This window comes from Nostoc sp. FACHB-280 (genome assembly GCF_014697615.1).
Classification (GTDB): domain Bacteria; phylum Cyanobacteriota; class Cyanobacteriia; order Cyanobacteriales; family Nostocaceae; genus Nostoc_B.
This window is the reverse complement of record NZ_JACJSD010000009.1, coordinates 94,155-114,089: the sequence shown is the minus strand read 5'-3', so window position 1 is coordinate 114,089 and position 19,935 is coordinate 94,155. Positions and strand designations below refer to the sequence as shown.

Genomic DNA, 19,935 nt, shown 5'->3' with positions numbered 1-19,935 from the left:
ATTTAGAGATTTCCCAGGTAGAAAATGACTCTCGCCAAAACGTTTGTTGAACAAAATACTATCCGTCGTCGAGGTACTGGCTTAAAAGCTTACAATCCTGAGAAAGTTTTTAAAGGGTATACACTCTTTACACCTTTGACGGGTAATGGAGAAGTATATCTTTTGGACTTGCAAGGGGAAGTGGTACATCAATGGAATCTGCCTTATCCGCCAGGGTTATATGGTTATCTCTTACCGAATGGCAATTTGTTCTATAACGGTAAGACACCGGAGATTCCCCCGCGCTTTCCTTTGTGGTCGGCGTTTAAAGGTGGTGTGGTTTTAGAAGTAGACCCCAAAGGCAAGATCATCTGGGAATATCAGCATCCAGATCATCATCATGATGGGCGAAAACTCCGCAATGGCAATGTAATTTTATTAGCTATTGAAAAAATACCCCAATCTCTAGTTCCTCACATCAAAGGCGGTATCGCCGGCACAGAAGCCGATGGTGATATCTATGCTGATGTACTTTACGAAGTCACTTCTAAAGGCGAGATTGTTTGGACTTGGCACGCTTACGAACATCTCGACCCAGAGAAATTTTTTATTACTCCCCAAGACCAACGACATGAATGGACTCACGGTAATACTGTCGGGGAACTGGCTGATGGCAATATTATCGTGAGCTTTCGTAATATTTCTACCGTTGCTATTATCGATCGCCAAACCGGAAATATTATCTGGACGTTGGGGGATAATGTACTAGCACAGCAGCATTTTCCTAACGAATTACCTAACGGCAACATCTTGATTTTTGATAATGGCGCACATCGTCGTCATACAGCACTAAATTTTTCCCGTGTGATTGAAGTGAACCGCCAAACTCAAGAAATCGTTTGGGAGTATACCGATAGTCCACCACATAACTTCTTTAGTTCCTACATATCAGGAGCGCAACGCCTTGCGAATGGTAATACTTTGATTACCGAAGGTGCTTATGGGCGCATCTTTGAGGTGACTGGAGAAGGGGAACTAGTTTGGGAATACGTCAACCCCCATTTTGCGACTCGTAATGTCCCTGGCGAAAAGTCGTTGGTGGCTCGTGGGGAACAGAATTCAGTCTTCCGCGCCTTCCGTTACGCACCTGAAGAAGTGCCTTGGCTGTAAAGAAGGGAGGAGGAAGAAGGCAGGAGACAGGAGGGAAAAAAGTTGAATACTTCTGTCTCTGTCTAATTAACAGATTTGGGATGAACTATCTCAAAGCCGACTACAAATTCCGATTCACAAAGGAACGTAAACATGGCTGAAGTTAAAATATATAGCGCCGTCGTTTGTCCTTTTGCTCACCGTTCTCGCTTGGTATTGCAAGAAAAGGGAATCGACTTTGATTTGATTGAAATTGACTTGCAGAATAAGCCAACGGGATTTACAGATATTTCTCCTTATGGCAAAGTACCAGCTTTGGTACATGGCGATCACCGCGTTTGGGAATCTGCTGTCATTAACGAATATCTGGATGAAGTATTTCCTAATCCGCCATTGTTACCCAACAATGCCATAGATAAAGCTCAAGCTCGCATCTGGATTGATTTTGCTAACACTAGATTCGTTCCAGCTTTTTCTAGCCTCTTGCGGAGTCCAGATATTCAAAAACAAGAAGAAGCGAAAAAAGAACTCTACAAACATTTAGAATTCATTGAAAACGAAGCATTTGGAAAGTTGTCGAAAGACGGCCCCTATTGGTTTGGTGAATCCATTAGTTTGGTAGATTTTACCTTCTTTCCTTGGTTTGAGCGTTGGGCTGCACTCAAGAAATATCGTGATTTTCCCCTACCAGCCGAATTCACCCGTCTGAAACAGTGGAAACATGCTCTCAAAGAAAGAGATTCTGTAAAAGCGATCGCTAATCCCAAGGAATTTTACATAGAGCGTTATGCTAGATTTGCTACACCTGTTGCTGTCTAGTCTGGCAATTATAACTTGCTGAATTAAGCAAGGAATCTGTGAGGTAGTATGTCTACCTCACAGATTATATTGTCTTGAATTCTCTATTAAACTTCCAAACGCTACCGGAAGGTTAATCTAAAATACCGGATAAACCTATTGATACTTCCCCGCCTGATAAACCTCTGGTAATCTCCACCAAGGAACATGAGGATATTCGTGATGTTCTTTATGATAACCAAAATGGTAGCAAGTAATAAATGACCAAAACACAGGTAAATGTGTACTGCGTGTACAGTGTAAACTTGTGTAGCCTTCTGCGAGTCTTCTATGAGGGAGAAATGTGCCGAAATAAAATAGTTGAATTGAACTAAAAATAGATGGTATACACCAGAATAAAATTAAATTAGCTTCAGGTATATTACAGATATATCTCAGAAAAATATATACCAATATAAATCTCAAATGTTGTCGCCAATTCCAATATGATTTAATGAAGTTAAAATACCAAGCGAAAAAATTTTGCTGCTGCTGATCGTAAAAATCTGGGTCATCTTTAGTAGCCGGATAGCGGTGATGTGACCAGTGTTTTTGGAGTAGCTCTTGATAAGAAAATAATGCGTACAAAAACACACATATTCTACCTACCCAATTATTAACTTTGGGATTCTGAGGAAAAACTACACCGTGCATAGCATCATGAGCAGTAATAAATAATCCCGTATATAGAAATGTCTGCCAAAGTATCGCTATAGCTATTAAGGGAATTGGGGTTTTATAAATATTGAGTAAAAAAAATAATGTGATACTTATTACCCACAAGCCTAAAATCAGACTAGCAATGAAAATACCTGGAGATGTTTTTGCTTCTGCATTAATAGCAAAATCTGGTTTTGGTGATTGTGATGATAATAAATCTATCTGAGTCATCCGCAAATCCTGGATTTGTTAATTTATATCTATTGTATAAGGATTTATTTGTTGATTTTTTTTATTTTAATCTTTGCTCTAATTGTTGTATATTTTAATATCTGAGATAAATGATCTCTCATCTATCTTGAGTTTCAATAAATATACTGTACTAAAGTTAGATATCGATAATATACCTTATGTATTACCCAATACCTATGATATCTGAACAACAGAGACAAGGTAGACAACGAAAAGATGTTTGTCAGTTATTGAGGATTGCTATAGGTAGCTAAGAATTGAGTTGTTAAACCTCATAAATTTCTAATGGTAATTTATCTGGGTCTTGAAAAAAGGTAAATTTTTTACCCGTAATTTCATCAATCCTAATATTTTCTGTTTCTATATTGTGTGATTTTAAATAATCTACAGTTTCTTCTATATTTTCCACAGCAAAGGCTAAATGTCTTAAACCACAAGCTTCAGGATTACTGAATCTTTGGGGAGGGTGGGGAAAAGAAAATAATTCTATCTGAGTATGTTCGTTAACACGTAAATCTAGTTTATAAGAGTTTCTGGTAGATCGGAATGTTTCTTGAATAATGGCAAAGCCGAGAATATCGACATAAAATCTTTTTGAGCGTTCATAGTTAGAACAAATTATTGCTATATGATGTATACCGAGAGTTTTCATAAAATAAATTATGTAAATATAGGCGATCGCACTTTATTGAACATCCAAAAATTTGTGCGGTTAGATGTCTGTATTAGTATAGGATAAGTTGATTTGTTTTTCTAGATTGTCTTGGTCTTGGTTTGTTTGAGACTCAATAAATTCTTCAATATTATTTTGAATAGTTTGGCAAATTTTATCTAATGGTAAATCATTATGATCGTAACCAAAGGGATTTTCAATCTCTACGCCAATTTCTTCAATACCAAACAAAGCAAAACTGACAATAGCCACAAATACACCTGTCCACCAACCCAAGTCTTTAACAAAATGAAAAGGCAAAATTAAACAATAGATGAGTACTAATTGATTGAGATGAATCACATAAGCTGGGGGAATTGGGGTTTTTAAAATCCGTTCGCAGCCGCCGACATTATCCATCAAGTTATTCATGAGAGTATGAATACTAGCTAATTGATAATTTGTTAACAGACCGCGTTTATATTCTTGCTGTAAGTAATTTCCTAAGAGGCGGGAAATTTCTAAAGGCATGTTTTGAATATTTTGCAAATTGCTATATTGAGTAGGAGAAACCCAAGGTTTTAATTCTTCACTGGCTGGTTCATAACGAAGATATAATTTTTTAGCGATCGCAAATGCTGGTAATAAACGTAAAGCGGATATTTTGCGTTCTCTGTCGTCAGGTTCAACTTCGTCCACTGCAACCCAAATTTTCCAAGCTAAATTACGAACAGTGTTAACTGTACTACCCCAAAGTTTTCTCCCTTCCCAAAATCGTTCATAAGCTGTATTAGTCCGAAAAACTAACAATAAACCCAAAACAATGCTAGGAATTACACCACCTAACATTGGTTCAGAAACTGGTAATTGCCGAGAGTAAAGAAAAGAAATCAAAAATCCAAATGCACCACAAAAAAGAGAACGTTCTAATACTCCAGGAATTACAGAACCTTGAAATCTCAGTATCTCTTTAATCCAATTTTTTTTAAGGGGGCTTTGAGTTTTTTTGACCATAAATAGTTATTGAATTTTCAAATTAATCAGCTTATTATCTTACAGGCATCCAGCCATTTTTGGTGCATACTCCTGCTTCACTTCTGGGCGGAATGCACCAATAATTCTGACCATCAAATATGAGATTTTCTTGAATATAATTCAACTCAGAAATTGGTCTCCATTCTTGTTCGCCAGCCTCATCATAATATCGATACTGTTCTCCTTTGACTTCTAGACCTTGATCAGTTCCGCCAAGTACATAAAACCCTGGTTTAATTGGCGCAGATGTAGTTGCGATTAAAGCTGATTCGCAAACCGTTTCATCACCTTTACAACCTTTGGCGATTTGTCCATTAGCTGCGAGGCTGTAAATTTTATCATCTTTAAAAAGTAATCCTAAACCACTGCCATCTTGCAAGATGATGGGATTGGAGAATTTGCCTTGGTATTGAATGGAACTTTCAAAGGTACCCTGAAGTTTAACTATAGTAGTGCCATCAGGTGCGATCGCAATTGATTGACCTGTGCCACTGCCTCCGAGAAAATTAAATAAGCGAGTCCCGATAAATGGTGGTTTTTCTAGACGAGAAGACTGTGAAGTTTGTTGATTGGCATTTTTCTCAATTGACCAATGCCAAACGACTCGTTCTGTATTAGTGCGGTCAGCGATGGTGGCTGAAATCCACAATAGTTCTCCGGCTTGGTTGGTAAACTCAAATCGACAAGCACCAACACCTGTCCCGGAACAGTCTTTCACCTCTGTATATCCGAAATCATATAATTCTTTCACTGAACTATCTTGAAGATTAGGCGCATCTCCTTGTAGATTTGGTTGCCAACCTTGTTGAAGCACTCGTTCTCGTGCTTTTTGGTATGGCATACCCGCTTGGAGATTCAGCTTGGAGACGGAATTGTTAGTGTGAGGAAGCTGGGCTTGATGTGTGGCGGTGGGAGGATTTACGCTTTTGCTTGGCTGCACATTGGAAGTAGCAAAACTTGTATATCCATTTGCGATCGCTCCTACTAAAATTGTCACAAGAGTACCTGCGATCGTATAACCACACAATTTCATGTTTTTCTCCTCAGTGATACTTGCCAGCGATAAAATCAATAATTTAAGTACAGTACAAGTTATATTTTGATGAATAATTATTTATCGCACAATAATTTATCTGATGCCAGAAGCAAACTAGTACAACAAGGCAAAAGTAAAAAGGCAAAAGTAAAAAGAAAGAATAACGATACCACAAGCTTTTTAGCAATTTCTTATGGTCTGTTTATTTCCGCAGACCTGTACTAGTAGACTCACACAGCTAATTTATTGCAATCATCGAAATTCCATCCGCGTCCATCTGCGTTTATCTGCGGTTAATTATTCTTGCTTGTACTTCACTAGAATTAGAAACGCTATATCAAATTTCACGCAAAAGATAAGACAAATAGCCTGCGTTGGCTAGGCAGGCTTTGTTTATCTATCCCTAGACTTTTAGTCTGAGGGCTTTAAGTTACTGATATTTAGTCATACAACCAAGTATTAGCCGCAAAATCATCTTTTGTTTCTGCTGGCATATCAGGAAGTTTTTCGGGGGCGCGGTGAGATTTTCTGTAATCAATTTGGTGATAATTGTCTTTTTTCTGAGGAACAATACTCGCCTTTGGTTGTTGTAGGGCTTTATTTTCTTCGATAAGTTTAGAATTGGCTTCTGCAAGTTGAAGTACAGTGGTTTTTGCTTCTTCTAATTCTTTGGTTAGGCGTTCTACAGAGGCTTGCTGTTCTGATAAAGAGGTTTTCTGTTCTGATAAAGCTGATTTTAATTCTTTAATTTGTTGTTGCAGAGCTTTTTCTGTGTCCTGATTTTTTTCTAAAGTTGTTTTTAAGTCTTTAATAGTAGCTTCTAAGTCTGCTTTGGTAGGAATATTACGTTTAGCAGATGTGGATTCATTGACTTCTGCATCTGCGGCTGTTGTTGATTCTACAACTTCCACAGCCGGAACTTCGATTGCACCTTCGTCTACTGCACTATTGGGTGTTAATTTTTGTGCTTCTGCTTGAATTAAGTCAGAAAGATTTTGTTTCCTAGCCATTATTTTCTCCAATCACGCTGTAATTCATCAGCCACGCGGCGATAGTCTGATTCCGCCTCCCAAGCATTTTTGCCCCGCCATTGATTGATTGCGACACCCTCTAATGCGGCTCTTTCGTGGGCTTTATAGGTACGGACAAAGCCTTTACAAACGGGGATACCTAGCTTCACGAGAGAGTTTTGTGCTTCCATTGCTTCACCAATACTCCGCGCATCGACTTTAGTCAAGAGTACACGATGGGGAACTCCTGTGGGGACGACGGCTGATTTTACTGTTTCAATCAAAACAGCTAAATCCATTGCGGATGGGGGTGTAGGTAAAAGTATATAATCTGCGATCGCTACTACTGTTGCCAAGGCTTCAGAGTGCAAAGCTGGAGGCGTATCCACCACTACTAAATCGTAACCTTTTACTTTGCGTAAATGGCCTAGTAGCTGTGGATCTGTTTCTTGCGATAAATCAAACCCCATTCCTTGATCATTGCGTCCAAACCACCAACTAGCAGAACCTTGAATATCTGCATCTACCAACAGCACTTTTTTTCGTTTAGAAAATTGTGCAGCTAAATTGATTGAGGTAGTCGTTTTGCCGACTCCTCCTTTACCGTTGAGGATAGCGACGATTTTTGGCACTGCTTCTACGATTTGAGATTTTGGATTGGAGATGGCTTGAGGTGTCGCATTTTTTGCAAATTGCTATGGCTTTCTATCCCGCCATACAAAAATATACCGCTTTCTGTGACCCGCAGCACAAGGAAAAATCGCCAAAATAAAAATAGTCAAGTAAGGATTTAGGAGTCACAATTCAAGAGTCAGAATTTAGGCAAAGTTTTTTCAACTAATTGATTAATCAGGCTAAATCGCTTGTAAATTCTGACTTCTGGCTTCTGATTTCTGAATTATTACAGATTTATGATAAATTCTTACGAGATTTTATGACATTAACTAACAGCTTGCCTGATGGGCCAAAAATACCGTACTGGCTGCGAATGATTAAGTTGATCTTTCGACCGATAGATTATGTCGAAGACTTTGCCAAGGTTTACGGTGATAACTTCACAGTTTGGAGTAAGGGGGAAAATCAACTTGTTTATTTTAGTCATCCCCAAGCACTAGAGCAGATTTTTACTAATGATGCCAGTCATTTTGAGGCTGGCAGAGGTAATCAAGTTTTAAGATTTTTGCTTGGTGATCATTCCTTGATATTACTAGATGGCGATCGCCACCAACGCCAACGCCAATTGCTCACACCGCCTTTTCATGGTGAGCGAATGCGGGCTTACGGTCAAAATATCCGCAACATCACCCAAGAAGTTAGCCATGAATGGGTAATGGGTAAACCCTTTAATATCCGCGCCTCTATGCAAGAAATCACCTTGCGCGTCATTTTGCGAGTGGTGTTTGGTGTGGATGAAGGGCCGATGTTTCAACAACTGCGTCAATTACTCACTTCTACCTTAGACATTATGAGTTCACCTTTGATGTCTAGTGCTTTCTTCTTTCGGTTTCTGCAACAAGACTGGGGTGAATGGAGTCCTTGGGGAAAAATTGTCCGCCAACTCCAACAAATTGATCAACTCATTTATGCACTCATTCAAGAACGACGGGCTGAAACTGGGCAGAATCGACAAGATATCCTCAGTTTACTGATTTCAGCACGTTATGACGATGGTCAACCAATGTCAGATGTCGAATTACGCGATGAATTAATGACAATGCTGCTTGCTGGACATGAAACCACAGCTTCCGCATTAACTTGGGCATTTTACTGGCTTGACCGTTTACCAGAAGTCCGCGAAAAATTACTCCAAGAATTGTCTACTTTGGGAACTAACCCGGAACCAAGTGAAATTGCCAAATTGCCTTATTTAACAGCCGTTTGCCAAGAAACCTTACGAATATATCCAATTGTAATCACTGCTTTCTTTCGGGTGTTAAAATCGCCAATTGAAATTATGGGCTACAAATTACCCGCAGGTACAAGAGTTTTGCCTAGTATTTATTTAGCCCACCATCGCCCAGAAGTTTACCCACAGCCAAACCAATTCAACCCAGAACGCTTTTTAGAAAGACAATTTTCCCCTTATGAATATTTACCCTTTGGTGGCGGAAATCGTCGGTGTATTGGTTTAGCCTTTGCTCAGTATGAAATGAAAATTGCCCTCGCCACAATTTTGTCGCAGTTCCAAGTCTCTTTACTAAATAAACGCCCAGTGCGTCCCGTGCGTCGTGGTTTAACTTTAGCCTCACCCGCCGGAATGCAGATGGTAGCCACAAAACAAGTGCTGAGTGCTGAGTAATGTACACTTCGACTTCGCTCAGTGTACGTGCTTATTGAGCATTGAGCGAAGTCGAAATGCTCAATAAGCTGACTTAATTACAATTATTTATGTCCCTCTACATTATTTCTCAGGAATTTTACTAGAAAGGCTGTGAATTTCTGCTTGCAAGTTAGCTCTGGCAGTTGCTTCGGCCACCTCAAACATTAGAGGTGTAAAATATATACGCTGTCTTTGCAAAAATTTTTCTAAGACTTGTTTGCGCCCTTGAATATATTCTGTTTCTGTTACCCAAGCGTATTCTTGACGAATGGCGTGAGCATATTTTTGATAATCAACAGAGTCAGCAGCTAAAATTGCCAAATCAGCATCTAATAAAATTTGGCTATCAATATCGTCACTAGCTGCTTGATGATGTTTAGTGTTGAGAATGAGACGCTGAACAGTTGTGATTTGATTTAGCGGAATTGCCAAATAAGTTAACACCTGTCCAGCATATTCAGCACTTTTAGCTTCGTTATCTGGCGCTTGAGAATCATAAACCACATCATGAAACCAAGCCGCAAGCTGTACAACAGGCAAATTTTGAGCATAAGCTTGCAAAGCTTGAATGTTATACAACACATCATCAATATGTTGCAGTGTATGGTAATAACGCCCAGAGGTATTATATGCGTCAACTATTTGAGTAAAAGTTGTGGCTATTTTATCTTGGTCAACGCCAAAAAATTCCAGTGTGTGTTGCCAGTGATGAAATAATTTATGTGTTTCCGCCACTCCCCACTTCCTACTCCCTAGTTTCAGTTATAGTCGTAGTCATATAGGCTAGGACAGTATCGATTACTCAAAGCATTGAAATTACTAGGTTTTGACTCAGCACTCAGCACTTTGCTAGAACTGAGAAAACAGTGCTTCCCAGTTAATTACAGCAGGTCTAGTTCCTTGATTGATGATGTCAAAAGCTTTATTGGTGGTAGATGGTACAAAAATTGATTCTACACAAGCGGCGGCAACATCGATACGGCTGGCATCTCCTGATAAGGTGTCGCCTTGACCTAACACTACGCCCAACTTACCATTAGTGGTGGCTTTGAGGAGAGTATTCAAGTCATAGGAAGTGAAAGGCCCGTCAATTAAACGACCGGGGCGGATGATAGTGTATGGTAAACCAGAATTAGCGATCGCAGCCTCACCTTTTTGTTTAGCATCCAATACACCAAAAGCATTCAGCACACTAAAGGGAAATTTATCCTTGCGGTGAACACCACAAGAAGACACAAACACAAATCGTTGCAAATTTTGAGGTGCAGCCGCTACTAAGTTACTCACCCCTTCTGCATCTACCTTAGCCGGCGTATTTTTCGCCTTAGCTTCCCGATATTCAGAGTCCAGAAAAATTTGTCCCCATTCTAAGAAATTTGGTTGAGGGTCAAAGTCCCATCTTGCTGAAGGAAAGGCAGTCGTGCCAGTACAACAAATAATGTGAGTAATATTCGGCATCGCTGCTGGTAATGTGTCAGCCTCCCGAATATCTCCTACAGCAATTTCTACTTTGTTATCAAACATTTTTTCGGCTTTTGCCGCATTTCGTGTCAGGACGCGCACCTTGACATTCTTCTCTAACAGCTTACCCACGACTAACTGCCCAACTCCACCAGTAGCACCAACAACTAGCACCAAATCTTCAGCACTCATAACTTTCTCTAGGATGGTCTATTCCTAATCTACTCAAAATCTAGACCAGTCTGTTTGTTTCCAAAGGGAGATATTCTTTTTAGATTGACACAGTGATCAGCAAAATAAAAGGTTTGAGGGAGGGTGAAGGGGTATAGGGGTGTATGTGTCCAAAACTCTTACACCCCACACCCTTTAACCCTTACACCCAGTCTCCGCAGAAAATTTTTGTGCGTAAGTCCTGCCTTATACTCAACCTCTGACACTCAAAAGCCCAGCCATAATGGCCGGGCTTTTGAGAAAGGCAGTGGGGCTATATTCCCCAAATTTACATATAGAGTTTCTGTATAAATCGCTGTACTGATAGGTAATACCACTACACCAAGATGAATTCCGGAAACCGAGGAAAAATTTTTTGGGAATTTGTCTAACTATTTTGAACTTACGCACACAGTTTCTCTGTAGAAACTGGGTGAAAGGGTGTAAGGGTATGGGGTGTAAGGATTTTGGATAAATCCTTATTTTTTAATTACGACTTGCGAATTGCGAATTGGTATACGTCCTATATTTTGGACAATATTCATGCACAACTAACAACCCCAGCCTTTAGGATTTAAATGGAGAGTCTAGTTTTAGCAACGGATGAACAATACATTGGGTAGCTGGGAAGAATGGGTAACAGTCTTGGGTTATGTAGCGTTTACAGTGTTTATCATTGGTTGCGTGTTTGCCACCCAGAGAAAATAACACTGAGACAAGTCAGGGTTTTTTGAAAAAGTTACAGATGAACTGGCCAGGGTCTTGATTTTCCCAGGGTACAACCGTCCCATCTGACTCAATTTTGACTTTTTGACGGCAGTTATATACTTCCAGGGGTCTTTTCTTACCATCTACGCTGAGAACTGCCCGATACTCCCAATAATTTTTGGCGCTGCGGTTAATACTGAGAATGCAAATCTGATGACCATTGTAATTACGGCATACAGCAGCATAAGCGGGGTAAATGTAGAAATTTGAGAGTATGAGTAGCAATATCAGGGCAGAATATTTCATCTGGCGCAATTTCTGGAAAATCAACTCTCTTCGTTTGAGGCGCTGCAATGTCATATCTCTAACAAGCGTTAGCACAACAACTGTTAGTAGGCATTTTAGCGGCGATCGCACCTTCATTAGCGCCAAACCATTAATTATTTGCTAATTTTTGCCGTTTATGTGCAATAAGCTTAGATAGTCCCTATCATTTGAGTTATGAAGTGAACTTAAACATCTGCAAAACCAGCCTAGATCCCATGCTATTCTTAACTTGTTTTGCTGCAACCAGATACGGAGGTTTAATTCACCAGCCTTCTCAAATCAAATGGATTAGTCTGGCTGCACTATATTATTAATGTGGCAATGGAGGGTGTATTTTTTTCTCATTAAAAAATAAATAAATTATTATAATTCTGTCTAGGTTAATAAATAAAGTAAATAACAATTAGTGTTTGTTAAAATAACAGTGGCATAAGTAGAAGTTTATTGTAAATAGTATATTTAGGAAAATATAGATTGCTTAAAAGCAAGGTTATAGGCTTTTAAGCCGTAAATTAGTATCAAATAAAAACAAGGAACAGCGCATGAAATTTGGAATTGATATCGGACATAACTCTCCACCAGATACAGGTGCTAGAGGCATCAAAATAGAAGATAATTTAACATTAGAAGTTGGTACTAAAGTTATAGAGAAACTCAAAGCCTTGGGACATGAAGTTATATCCTGTAAGCCAGATCGGCCTAGTTCCTCGGTAAAAGATTCACTTTCTCAAAGAGTAAATAAAGCCAATGCTAACCGAGTAGATGTTTTTGTATCTATACATTTTAATTCATTTAACGGTCAAGCCAACGGTACAGAAGTTTTTGCGGGTAGTGAAACAAGTAGAAAAATAGCAAAGCCTGTACTAGATGAAATTGTCAAATTAGGATTTTTTAATCGCGGTGTTAAAAGTGGTTCGCACTTATTTGTAATTAGAAATACTAATATGCCTGCGATTTTAGTTGAAGGTTGCTTTATCGACTCGCAAAAAGATGTGAATCTCTATAACGGGGAAGCAATGGCTAACGCTATTGTCAAAGGTTTAACTGGTAAAGTACCAACTACTCCTGTTCCGCCTGTACCAGATGAAGAACAGAATGTTGATACGACAACTCTTCGATTACAAAAAGCTTTAAATCGGTTAAAAATTACCGATAAAAATGGTAAAGCTTTGGTAGAAGATAATGTATTGGGCGAAATCACGAGTTCTGCTGTAGAAAACTTCCAAAAAATTGTCGGAATAGCCCCATCAGGTGTGGCTAATACATCTACATGGAATGCAATTAATTTGATTTTGGCTAAACGCATCATCCGCCCAAACCATGCTGGTGGAACAGTTGTGAGATATCTACAATACCGTGTCGGTGTAGAAGCTGATGGGATTTACGGGCCACAAACAGAAGCAGCAATTAAGAAATATCAGCAGCAAAATGGTTTAACTGCTGATGGAATTATTGGGCCAAATACTTGGCAAAAATTAATTGGCTAATAATTAGCAATAAAGACAGGCAAAATAAAAGTTTTATTTTGCCTGCTGGCATTAGCCACGATTTTTTTCTAATAGCAGCATCATAATTAAACTTAACAAAATCTGTTGTTCTTCGCGATCGCTAACTTGATCAACAGCTTTAATCATAAATTTCCGCGACAAGAAAGTCGGAATTTTCTCTAACCGCATTACCACCGTACCATCCGCCCGACTCACCAAATAGACAGGGTTAAACACAAAACCCGTAAACATACCTAAAACAGGAATTTCTGCAAATAAAGCATCTGCAACCTTCACCCAAGGATTTTTCTCTTGGATAGTTAAATAAGTATTTTCGCCATCAAAAATGTCATAACGCGCCCGCCAAATAGATTTTAAACCCCGACGTTTGACTGCACCGATAGTTGTCCCGTTAGTGTCGCTAAATTCATAACGAGCCGAGAAATCAATAATGCGATCGGCTTTGATGTAGTATAGGGGGTTAGTTTGTTCAGCATCAGCAAAAACTGTTATAGCTTCTTTGAGCTTAAAAAGTTTCTGTTTAACGTAAAAAACTAAATTACCCTGAGCGTTAACAATAGAAATTTGCGGTGCTAATGCCCAAAATTTAAATGTAAGTTCCAAAGGATACTGCATAATTCAGTAGAAGCAACAAGGTTGATGGCTCTATTAATCCCAAAAGCCCTAAATAACCCATATTTTCGTAACTAATATATACAAATTGAGACATTACTTTATTTAAAAGGTTTGACAGCCTCCAAACCCAGACAGTAATACTCAGTCTAATCATTCACAATAGGATAAGCTATGAGTCAATATCGTTTTAAACGCTCATTTGCTGAAAACACAGATATTAGTGAACAGTTATTTAACTTACTAGAACTTGTGTTTCCTGGTATTAGGGATGGAGCAGAACAAATTCAGCGATTAGGTGTATCTTGGGAAAGTGCTTCCACTCCATTTATCAAGTTTCAGAACGATATAGCAATTAGTCATGTAGGAGTATTGGAAATTCCAATGCAAATCATGAGTCAGACTCTGACAGTCGGAGGAATTCATGCTGTTGCTACCCATCCAGAATTTCAAAGACGCGGCTATTACCGTGAAGTAATGACAGAGGTATTAAAATATTGCGACCAATTATATAAAACTCTTGTCTTAACTACATCCAACCCAGAAATTTACACGCCCTTTGGTTTTCGCATTATTCCAGAATACTTATTTCAAACCAAGTGTAAGTTACAAGCTGGCAGCAACGGCTTTCGAGTGTTAGATATTGCTGATCATCAAGATTTAGAATTATTGCACAGATTGTTAGAAGTGCGATCGCCTGTTTCTCACATCGTTGGAATTTTTAACGAAAAACCCTTATTCTGCTTTAACGAAGGTGGCAGAAGTTTATATTATGCAGCCGATTTAGATTTAATTAGCTGTATGAGCAGAGAAAACCAGCAATTGCATATTTTTGATTTAGTTGCACCACAAATCTATCCCTTAACAGAAATTCTGGCACGCATCCCCTACAGCATTGAAGAAGTGTTCATCTACTTTAGTCCAGAATTGCTAGATATAGAACAGATTGAAGCTTTTCCCCATAAACTAGACGATGGCGTGCTGATGGTTCGAGGCGAGTTTGCGGCTGAAGGACAGAAGTTTATGCTCCCACGTTCGGGACGTTGTTAATAATCTTAGATAGGGGAAATTTTGCAAAAATCTGCCAAGAGGCTGCATAAAAAAATCTAGGTCAACCTATTGAGTTAGTGAAGGGGTTAAACCCAAGCAACAAACACGAAAATATTAGGAGACCAGATTATGAAATTCAGCCATATCACCAGTTCTTTATTGACTGCTACTGCACTTTTGACCACGACATTTCCTGCTTTTGCTGGCCCCTTTGATGTTAGACCATCTGGAATATTCCGCCCCACTGATGTGGTTCCTGGGGCTGTCGGTAATGTGAATAAATCTACACCCAGCACACCCAGCAACCCAGTAGGTAATAGTGAAATTCAAGGCTTAGGCGACCATCAGTCTTGGGTTGACCACAACACTCTCGCCAATGACCCCCGCGCTTTGTGTAGTGATGTTGGCTTAGGTAACAACACCCGCACGAGTTCCAGCAAAATTGCTTTAGCAACTTCTACTAGCACTCGTTCCAGTTCTTCTCGTAGTCATAATGATGGCGGTGGCGGAGGTGTCAGCATTTTGGGAATTGGCGTTAGCGGTAGTGGTGCGAGTCAAGGTAGTCAAAATAATAGTGAATCTCGTGATAGTCGCACCAACCGCAACGAAGAAAATAGCAGTAGTTCTTCAACTGTGGTTCAAGGTAAAAATTGCGATGCTTTTGTTAACGCTGCTGCGGCTAGAGATATTAACTACCAAGACAACTTAACCCGCCGCTATGAAATTAAAACAGGTCGTCGCGGACAACAAGTGAACCAACTACTGCAAGATAAATAATGCCATTTTCAATATTAGCTTGGACAAGATGTCTAAGCTACAAGAAATATAAAAATAATTAATCTGAAAAAGCCAAGGTTAACGCCTTGGCAATTTTTAGTTATGGGCAACTAAACTATTAATAATTATTTTTGCAATACAATACATTAACAAGATTAATATTATAAGTAATTTAGCTGAGATCATAAAAAATAACTTTTTAAACTAGATGTAATAAATAGACCCAAGCAAATAAGTATAATTAATATTTGCGCTAGATAAAAATATTGTTAGAAAGTAATTACATTTACCTTTGTGAGATTAGTTTTTATCTAGCTAATGGAAAAATTTTTTACACACAATTTTTTAGCACCCAATCTTTACGCCGTTTTAGTCACACCATTCAATACAAAAGGTGAATTAGACGAAATAAGTTTAGAGAAGTTAGTTGAGTTTTATATTCAAAAACAAGTACATGGACTGGCAATCTTAACTGTCTTGGGAGAAGAATCTAAATTAACAACTCAAGAGCGTTTACGTGTAGCAGAAGTTGTCTTACGGCAAGTAAAAAATCGTGTGCCTGTAGTGGTAGGAGTAGGTGGCAAAGCCGATTCAGCCGCAAATTTTGGTGTTAAAATGTCTGAATTAGGTGCTAAGGGTTTGTTGGTTGTACCTCCTAAATTTTCTGATATTCAAAAGGTAAAAAAACACTATCAGGAAATTGGTATTACTACTCAAATGCCGTTAGTAGTTTTAGATTATCCGCCCTTAACAGGAAAATTATCTGTGAATTTTCTCGAAACTTTGGTAGAGGAAGTAGAGCAAGTACAGGCGATTAAATTAGAAGAGGAACCAACATTTGAGAAAATTAGGCTATTACGTAATAGTTTAGGCGATCGCTTGGGGATTTTTGGCGGACTAGGCGGTATAAACTGCTTACCAGAACTACAAGCCGGTAGCCACGGGTTGATGACAGGTTATGCTTACCCAGAACATTTACTGACAATTATGGAGTATTTTCGTAGGGGTAAATTAGTAGAAGCTACTCAAGAGTATGAGCGTTATTTACCTTTACTACAATACGAATATCAAGGCGGATTAGCAGTGAGGAAAGCTATTTTAAAACATCGAGAGATAATTTTTTGTGCCAAAATTCGTAGCTATGGTATTAATGAATGCTCCAGTCGAGGCATTGAAAACAACGTAAATATATGTAATTCTAAAAATCAGTAAAAACACTCTCAATATCTCAAATTAGCCAGTGTTAACAATGTAATTGCTCAACATTTTTTGGGTGAAAATGATATTTTTTCATCATTTGCCCAAATAAATAATTAAAAATTAGCAATGGTTAATAACAAAAGCACCACTGTAAATCTTTACAATCACACTGCATCCGAGTGGGTGAGACAACAGCCCCTTTCTCTTTCAGACTTTACCGCACGTCCTATTGTGTTAGAAATGTGCGAACCTATTCATCAACTGCAAGTGCTGGATTTAGGCTGTGGTGAAGGTTACTGTACACGAGAGTTAAGCCGACGGGGAGCAGCGCAAGTATATGGGTTAGATGTTTCCCAAAAGATGATTGAAGCAGCACGCTTGCAAGAATTAGAAAATCCTTTAGGGATTAAATATGAAATTGGATGTGCAACAAATCTCCAACAGTTTGGTAATGAGGAATTTGATTTAGTTGTTGCCGTTTTTTTATTTAACTATTTAACAATTGCTCAAACTCAGGAATGTATGAAAGAAATTGCACGCATACTACGTCCTGGTGGTCGATTTATCTTCAGCATTCCTCATCCTTGTTTTCCATATATGCGTGAGCCAGAATATCCTTTTTATTTTCAAGTTGAGGGGAAAGGTTACTTTAGCAAAAGAGATCAGCTATTTCCTGGCCAAATTTGGAAACGTGATGATTCTTGGCTCAATGTACAACTGATTCACAAAACTCTAGAAGATTACTTTCATTGTTTGCAGATTGCGAGTTTTACGACAATGCCATCTCTTAAAGAGTTACGTGTCACTCCTGAGCATATTGCATTAGATGAATCTTTCTTTAGCCCCTTGCTAGATTTCCCACTGCATTTAGCAATTCAAGTATCAAAATAAACTTTTATGTTGCATTTACCAAAACACTCTTTTCAGGGATTAACAGTTAATCATCCTTTATGGAATCATCAGTTTTTAAGGCGATGTCGTACTGAGAATTTATCTCTGGAAAGCATTCAAATTTTAGCTGTGCAGATGTATAAATTTTCTAAAGAATTTAACCGAATTTTAGCTAAAATTTTATCTTGCTGTCATGATGAAGCTGCTCAGATAGTAATTTTAGAAAACTTATTTGATGAAATGGGACAAGGCGATTTAAGTCAGTCTCATCCAGAATTGTTTCGGCGATTTACTAGAGCTATTGGTATTGATGACCATACTCTAACTGCCTTACCTACCACACCCGAAACTCAAGCTTTAATTGAAACTTACTTGAGAATTCCGGCTCAATATGGCTACTTAGCTGCTTTGGGTGCGGTTTGTTACGCTTCCGAAGGAATTGTTAGCTCTTTGTATACACAACTATATAGAGGAATAGTTGACTCTACACCTTTACCGAAAGAGTCTTTGATATTTTTTGAACTTCATATTGATGTGGATGATAGTCATGCAGCAAAACTCGCAGCAGTCATAGAACCTTATCTCAATATGAATAATGATGATATTGCTTTTGCTATCCAATTAGCTATTCTCGAAGCAATGGAAGCTCGCTACCAATTTTTTAACGGCATTGAGCGTCAAATTTACTCCCCTGTGTTGTGTTAGAGGGGGACAAGGGAGACAAGGAAGACAAGGGTGATGATCTGAAATTGATATGAACGAGAGCCTATTCTTATTCTGCTTTCTGGCTTCTGCTGTAGTTTTAACTACTTTTTTGGTTTTTTAAATAGTTCTAAATAAGCGGCAACGTAACTATAATGCTGTTACATCTTTGTTAAGAAAAGTTACAACGCTCTTAACACAAGGAAATATTATTATGGTTGCCGCAGGTGAGAAGAATACCAAACATCAGGTAGTAATTGTAGGTGGTGGCTTTGGGGGATTATATACAGCAAAATATTTGGCTAACGCTAATGTAAACGTTACTCTCATTGATAAACGGAACTTCCATTTATTTCAGCCACTGTTATATCAAGTTGCTACAGGTACGCTATCACCCGGTGATATTTCCTCACCATTACGAGCTGTGTTCAGCAAAAGTAAAAATACTCAGGTATTGTTAGGAGAAGTCAGCGATATTGACCCAAAAACCCAAAAAGTGATGATGGGTAATCAGGTAATACCCTATGACACTTTAATTGTGGCGACAGGTGCAAACCATTCTTATTTTGGTAAAGAACACTGGAAAGACTTGGCTCCTGGCTTAAAAACTGTGGAAGATGCTATCGAAATGCGCCGCCGAATATTTGGTGCATTTGAAGCCGCCGAAAAAGAAACTGATCCTGAAAAGCGTAGTGCTTGGTTGACTTTTGTGATTGTGGGTGGTGGCCCTACAGGTGTAGAATTGGCAGGTGCGATCGCTGAGTTGGCATACAAAACTCTCAAAGAAGACTTCCGCAGTATCGATACATCCGAAACCAAAATTTTACTATTGCAAGGTGGCGATCGCATTCTCCCCCACATTTCACCAGATTTGTCAGAAGAAGCAACAGCATCCTTGAGAAAGTTAGGTGTGGTGATTAACACTAAAACCAGAGTCACCGACATTGAAAATGACATTGTTACTTTCAAGCAAAACGGTGAAATTAGCTCTATTCACTCCAAAACTATTTTATGGGCGGCTGGTGTGAAAGGTTCGACAATGGGGGCAATTTTAGCAGAACGTACAGATGTAGAACTTGATCATGCTGGACGTGTAGTTGTAGAACCAGACTTGACTGTTAGAGATTACAAAAACATTTTCGTGATTGGAGATTTAGCTAACTTTTCCCATCAAGATAGTAAACCCTTACCTGGTGTTGCACCAGTCGCCAAACAACAAGGAGAATATGTCGCTAAACTGATTAGACGACGCTTGAGAAATTCGACTTTGCCACAATTCCACTACAACGATGTTGGTAGTTTGGCAATGATTGGGCAGAATTTAGCTGTTGTCGATTTAGGTTTCCTGCAACTGACAGGTTTCCCAGCTTGGGTATTTTGGCTCATAATTCACATCTATTTCTTAATTGAGTTTGACACTAAATTACTCGTAGTCTTCCAGTGGGCTTGGAACTATATCACTCGAAATCGTCGCTCTAGATTAATTACAGGCCGAGAAGCGTTTACAGAACCGCAAACACCTGTTAACAATAGCAATCGTTTACTAGATGCTTAAGTCG

Annotated in this window: 20 protein-coding genes; 10 read left to right on the top strand and 10 right to left on the bottom strand. The window is 38.8% G+C overall.

Annotated elements, in window-relative coordinates:
• Window positions 1–24 precede the first annotated feature (24 nt).
• A complete protein-coding gene (locus H6G75_RS09105; RefSeq protein WP_190979622.1) occupies window positions 25–1,149 on the top strand; it encodes an aryl-sulfate sulfotransferase in 1,125 nt (374 codons plus the stop codon).
• Window positions 1,150–1,281: 132 nt separating this feature from the next.
• Window positions 1,282–1,947, top strand: a complete 666-nt coding sequence (locus H6G75_RS09100) for a glutathione S-transferase family protein (RefSeq protein WP_190979621.1) — start codon at window positions 1,282–1,284, stop codon at window positions 1,945–1,947.
• 135 nt (window positions 1,948–2,082) lie between these two features.
• Here the strand turns inward: H6G75_RS09100 and crtW are convergent, their stop codons facing one another.
• From crtW to H6G75_RS09070, 6 genes are all read right to left on the bottom strand, one after another.
• A complete protein-coding gene (gene crtW, locus H6G75_RS09095; protein ID WP_190979620.1) occupies window positions 2,083–2,856 on the bottom strand; it encodes a beta-carotene ketolase CrtW in 774 nt (257 codons plus the stop codon).
• Between the two features lie 286 nt (window positions 2,857–3,142).
• Entirely contained in the window at window positions 3,143–3,529 is a 387-nt protein-coding gene (locus tag H6G75_RS09090; RefSeq protein WP_190979619.1) for a VOC family protein, read from the bottom strand.
• 60 nt (window positions 3,530–3,589) lie between these two features.
• Window positions 3,590–4,543, bottom strand: a complete 954-nt coding sequence (locus H6G75_RS09085) for a bestrophin family protein (protein WP_190979618.1) — start codon at window positions 4,541–4,543, stop codon at window positions 3,590–3,592.
• Between the two features lie 34 nt (window positions 4,544–4,577).
• A complete protein-coding gene (locus H6G75_RS09080; RefSeq protein ID WP_190979617.1) occupies window positions 4,578–5,597 on the bottom strand; it encodes a hypothetical protein in 1,020 nt (339 codons plus the stop codon).
• Window positions 5,598–6,040: 443 nt separating this feature from the next.
• The gene (locus H6G75_RS09075) at window positions 6,041–6,610 is read right to left on the bottom strand and encodes a hypothetical protein (protein ID WP_190979616.1); all 570 of its coding nucleotides are present in this window, start codon (window positions 6,608–6,610) and stop codon (window positions 6,041–6,043) included.
• On the bottom strand, window positions 6,610–7,242 hold the full coding sequence (locus H6G75_RS09070) for an AAA family ATPase (protein ID WP_190979615.1): 633 nt from the start codon (window positions 7,240–7,242) through the stop codon (window positions 6,610–6,612). Before H6G75_RS09070 ends, H6G75_RS09075 begins: the two co-directional genes overlap by 1 nt.
• A 302-nt stretch (window positions 7,243–7,544) precedes the next feature.
• Here H6G75_RS09070 and H6G75_RS09065 point away from each other — a divergent pair, with 302 nt between their 5' ends.
• Entirely contained in the window at window positions 7,545–8,909 is a 1,365-nt protein-coding gene (locus H6G75_RS09065) for a cytochrome P450 (protein WP_190979614.1), read from the top strand.
• A 102-nt stretch (window positions 8,910–9,011) separates the two neighbouring features.
• On the opposite strand, the gene H6G75_RS09060 is transcribed toward H6G75_RS09065, so the two are convergent.
• From H6G75_RS09060 to H6G75_RS09050, 3 genes are all read right to left on the bottom strand, one after another.
• Complete coding sequence (locus H6G75_RS09060; RefSeq protein ID WP_190979613.1) at window positions 9,012–9,665, bottom strand: hypothetical protein; 654 nt, start codon at window positions 9,663–9,665, stop codon at window positions 9,012–9,014.
• Between the two features lie 114 nt (window positions 9,666–9,779).
• Window positions 9,780–10,583, bottom strand: coding sequence for an SDR family oxidoreductase (locus tag H6G75_RS09055; RefSeq protein WP_190979612.1), 804 nt, complete (start codon window positions 10,581–10,583; stop codon window positions 9,780–9,782).
• Between the two features lie 738 nt (window positions 10,584–11,321).
• Window positions 11,322–11,741, bottom strand: a complete 420-nt coding sequence (locus H6G75_RS09050) for a hypothetical protein (RefSeq protein WP_313934820.1) — start codon at window positions 11,739–11,741, stop codon at window positions 11,322–11,324.
• Between the two features lie 437 nt (window positions 11,742–12,178).
• Between H6G75_RS09050 and H6G75_RS09045 the strand changes: the two genes are divergently transcribed.
• The gene (locus tag H6G75_RS09045) at window positions 12,179–13,123 is read left to right on the top strand and encodes an N-acetylmuramoyl-L-alanine amidase (protein WP_190979611.1); all 945 of its coding nucleotides are present in this window, start codon (window positions 12,179–12,181) and stop codon (window positions 13,121–13,123) included.
• Window positions 13,124–13,174: 51 nt separating this feature from the next.
• On the opposite strand, the gene H6G75_RS09040 is transcribed toward H6G75_RS09045, so the two are convergent.
• Window positions 13,175–13,759, bottom strand: coding sequence for a hypothetical protein (locus H6G75_RS09040; protein WP_190979610.1), 585 nt, complete (start codon window positions 13,757–13,759; stop codon window positions 13,175–13,177).
• Window positions 13,760–13,930: 171 nt separating this feature from the next.
• Here H6G75_RS09040 and H6G75_RS09035 point away from each other — a divergent pair, with 171 nt between their 5' ends.
• The 6 genes from H6G75_RS09035 (at window position 13,931) to H6G75_RS09010 (ending at window position 19,931) form a co-directional block, all read left to right on the top strand.
• On the top strand, window positions 13,931–14,806 hold the full coding sequence (locus H6G75_RS09035; protein WP_190979609.1) for a GNAT family N-acetyltransferase: 876 nt from the start codon (window positions 13,931–13,933) through the stop codon (window positions 14,804–14,806).
• A gap of 129 nt (window positions 14,807–14,935) precedes the next feature.
• The gene (locus tag H6G75_RS09030; RefSeq protein WP_190979608.1) at window positions 14,936–15,583 is read left to right on the top strand and encodes a hypothetical protein; all 648 of its coding nucleotides are present in this window, start codon (window positions 14,936–14,938) and stop codon (window positions 15,581–15,583) included.
• A gap of 318 nt (window positions 15,584–15,901) precedes the next feature.
• On the top strand, window positions 15,902–16,795 hold the full coding sequence (locus H6G75_RS09025) for a dihydrodipicolinate synthase family protein (protein ID WP_190979607.1): 894 nt from the start codon (window positions 15,902–15,904) through the stop codon (window positions 16,793–16,795).
• A gap of 114 nt (window positions 16,796–16,909) precedes the next feature.
• On the top strand, window positions 16,910–17,674 hold the full coding sequence (locus H6G75_RS09020; RefSeq protein ID WP_190979606.1) for a class I SAM-dependent methyltransferase: 765 nt from the start codon (window positions 16,910–16,912) through the stop codon (window positions 17,672–17,674).
• 6 nt (window positions 17,675–17,680) lie between these two features.
• On the top strand, window positions 17,681–18,379 hold the full coding sequence (locus H6G75_RS09015) for a TenA family transcriptional regulator (RefSeq protein WP_190979605.1): 699 nt from the start codon (window positions 17,681–17,683) through the stop codon (window positions 18,377–18,379).
• A 211-nt stretch (window positions 18,380–18,590) separates the two neighbouring features.
• Window positions 18,591–19,931: an NAD(P)/FAD-dependent oxidoreductase gene (locus H6G75_RS09010; RefSeq protein WP_190979604.1), complete on the top strand. Its 1,341-nt coding sequence runs from the start codon at window positions 18,591–18,593 to the stop codon at window positions 19,929–19,931.
• Window positions 19,932–19,935: the final 4 nt, after the last annotated feature.

Coding starts and splice junctions, on each gene's coding strand:
- H6G75_RS09105 (WP_190979622.1), top strand. CDS start 25: ATGACTCTCGCCAAAACGTTTGTTGAACAAAATACTATCCGTCGTCGA.
- H6G75_RS09100 (WP_190979621.1), top strand. CDS start 1,282: ATGGCTGAAGTTAAAATATATAGCGCCGTCGTTTGTCCTTTTGCTCAC.
- crtW (WP_190979620.1), bottom strand. CDS start 2,856: ATGACTCAGATAGATTTATTATCATCACAATCACCAAAACCAGATTTT.
- H6G75_RS09090 (WP_190979619.1), bottom strand. CDS start 3,529: ATGAAAACTCTCGGTATACATCATATAGCAATAATTTGTTCTAACTAT.
- H6G75_RS09085 (WP_190979618.1), bottom strand. CDS start 4,543: ATGGTCAAAAAAACTCAAAGCCCCCTTAAAAAAAATTGGATTAAAGAG.
- H6G75_RS09080 (WP_190979617.1), bottom strand. CDS start 5,597: ATGAAATTGTGTGGTTATACGATCGCAGGTACTCTTGTGACAATTTTA.
- H6G75_RS09075 (WP_190979616.1), bottom strand. CDS start 6,610: ATGGCTAGGAAACAAAATCTTTCTGACTTAATTCAAGCAGAAGCACAA.
- H6G75_RS09065 (WP_190979614.1), top strand. CDS start 7,545: ATGACATTAACTAACAGCTTGCCTGATGGGCCAAAAATACCGTACTGG.
- H6G75_RS09055 (WP_190979612.1), bottom strand. CDS start 10,583: ATGAGTGCTGAAGATTTGGTGCTAGTTGTTGGTGCTACTGGTGGAGTT.
- H6G75_RS09045 (WP_190979611.1), top strand. CDS start 12,179: ATGAAATTTGGAATTGATATCGGACATAACTCTCCACCAGATACAGGT.
- H6G75_RS09040 (WP_190979610.1), bottom strand. CDS start 13,759: ATGCAGTATCCTTTGGAACTTACATTTAAATTTTGGGCATTAGCACCG.
- H6G75_RS09035 (WP_190979609.1), top strand. CDS start 13,931: ATGAGTCAATATCGTTTTAAACGCTCATTTGCTGAAAACACAGATATT.
- H6G75_RS09030 (WP_190979608.1), top strand. CDS start 14,936: ATGAAATTCAGCCATATCACCAGTTCTTTATTGACTGCTACTGCACTT.
- H6G75_RS09025 (WP_190979607.1), top strand. CDS start 15,902: ATGGAAAAATTTTTTACACACAATTTTTTAGCACCCAATCTTTACGCC.
- H6G75_RS09020 (WP_190979606.1), top strand. CDS start 16,910: ATGGTTAATAACAAAAGCACCACTGTAAATCTTTACAATCACACTGCA.
- H6G75_RS09015 (WP_190979605.1), top strand. CDS start 17,681: ATGTTGCATTTACCAAAACACTCTTTTCAGGGATTAACAGTTAATCAT.
- H6G75_RS09010 (WP_190979604.1), top strand. CDS start 18,591: ATGGTTGCCGCAGGTGAGAAGAATACCAAACATCAGGTAGTAATTGTA.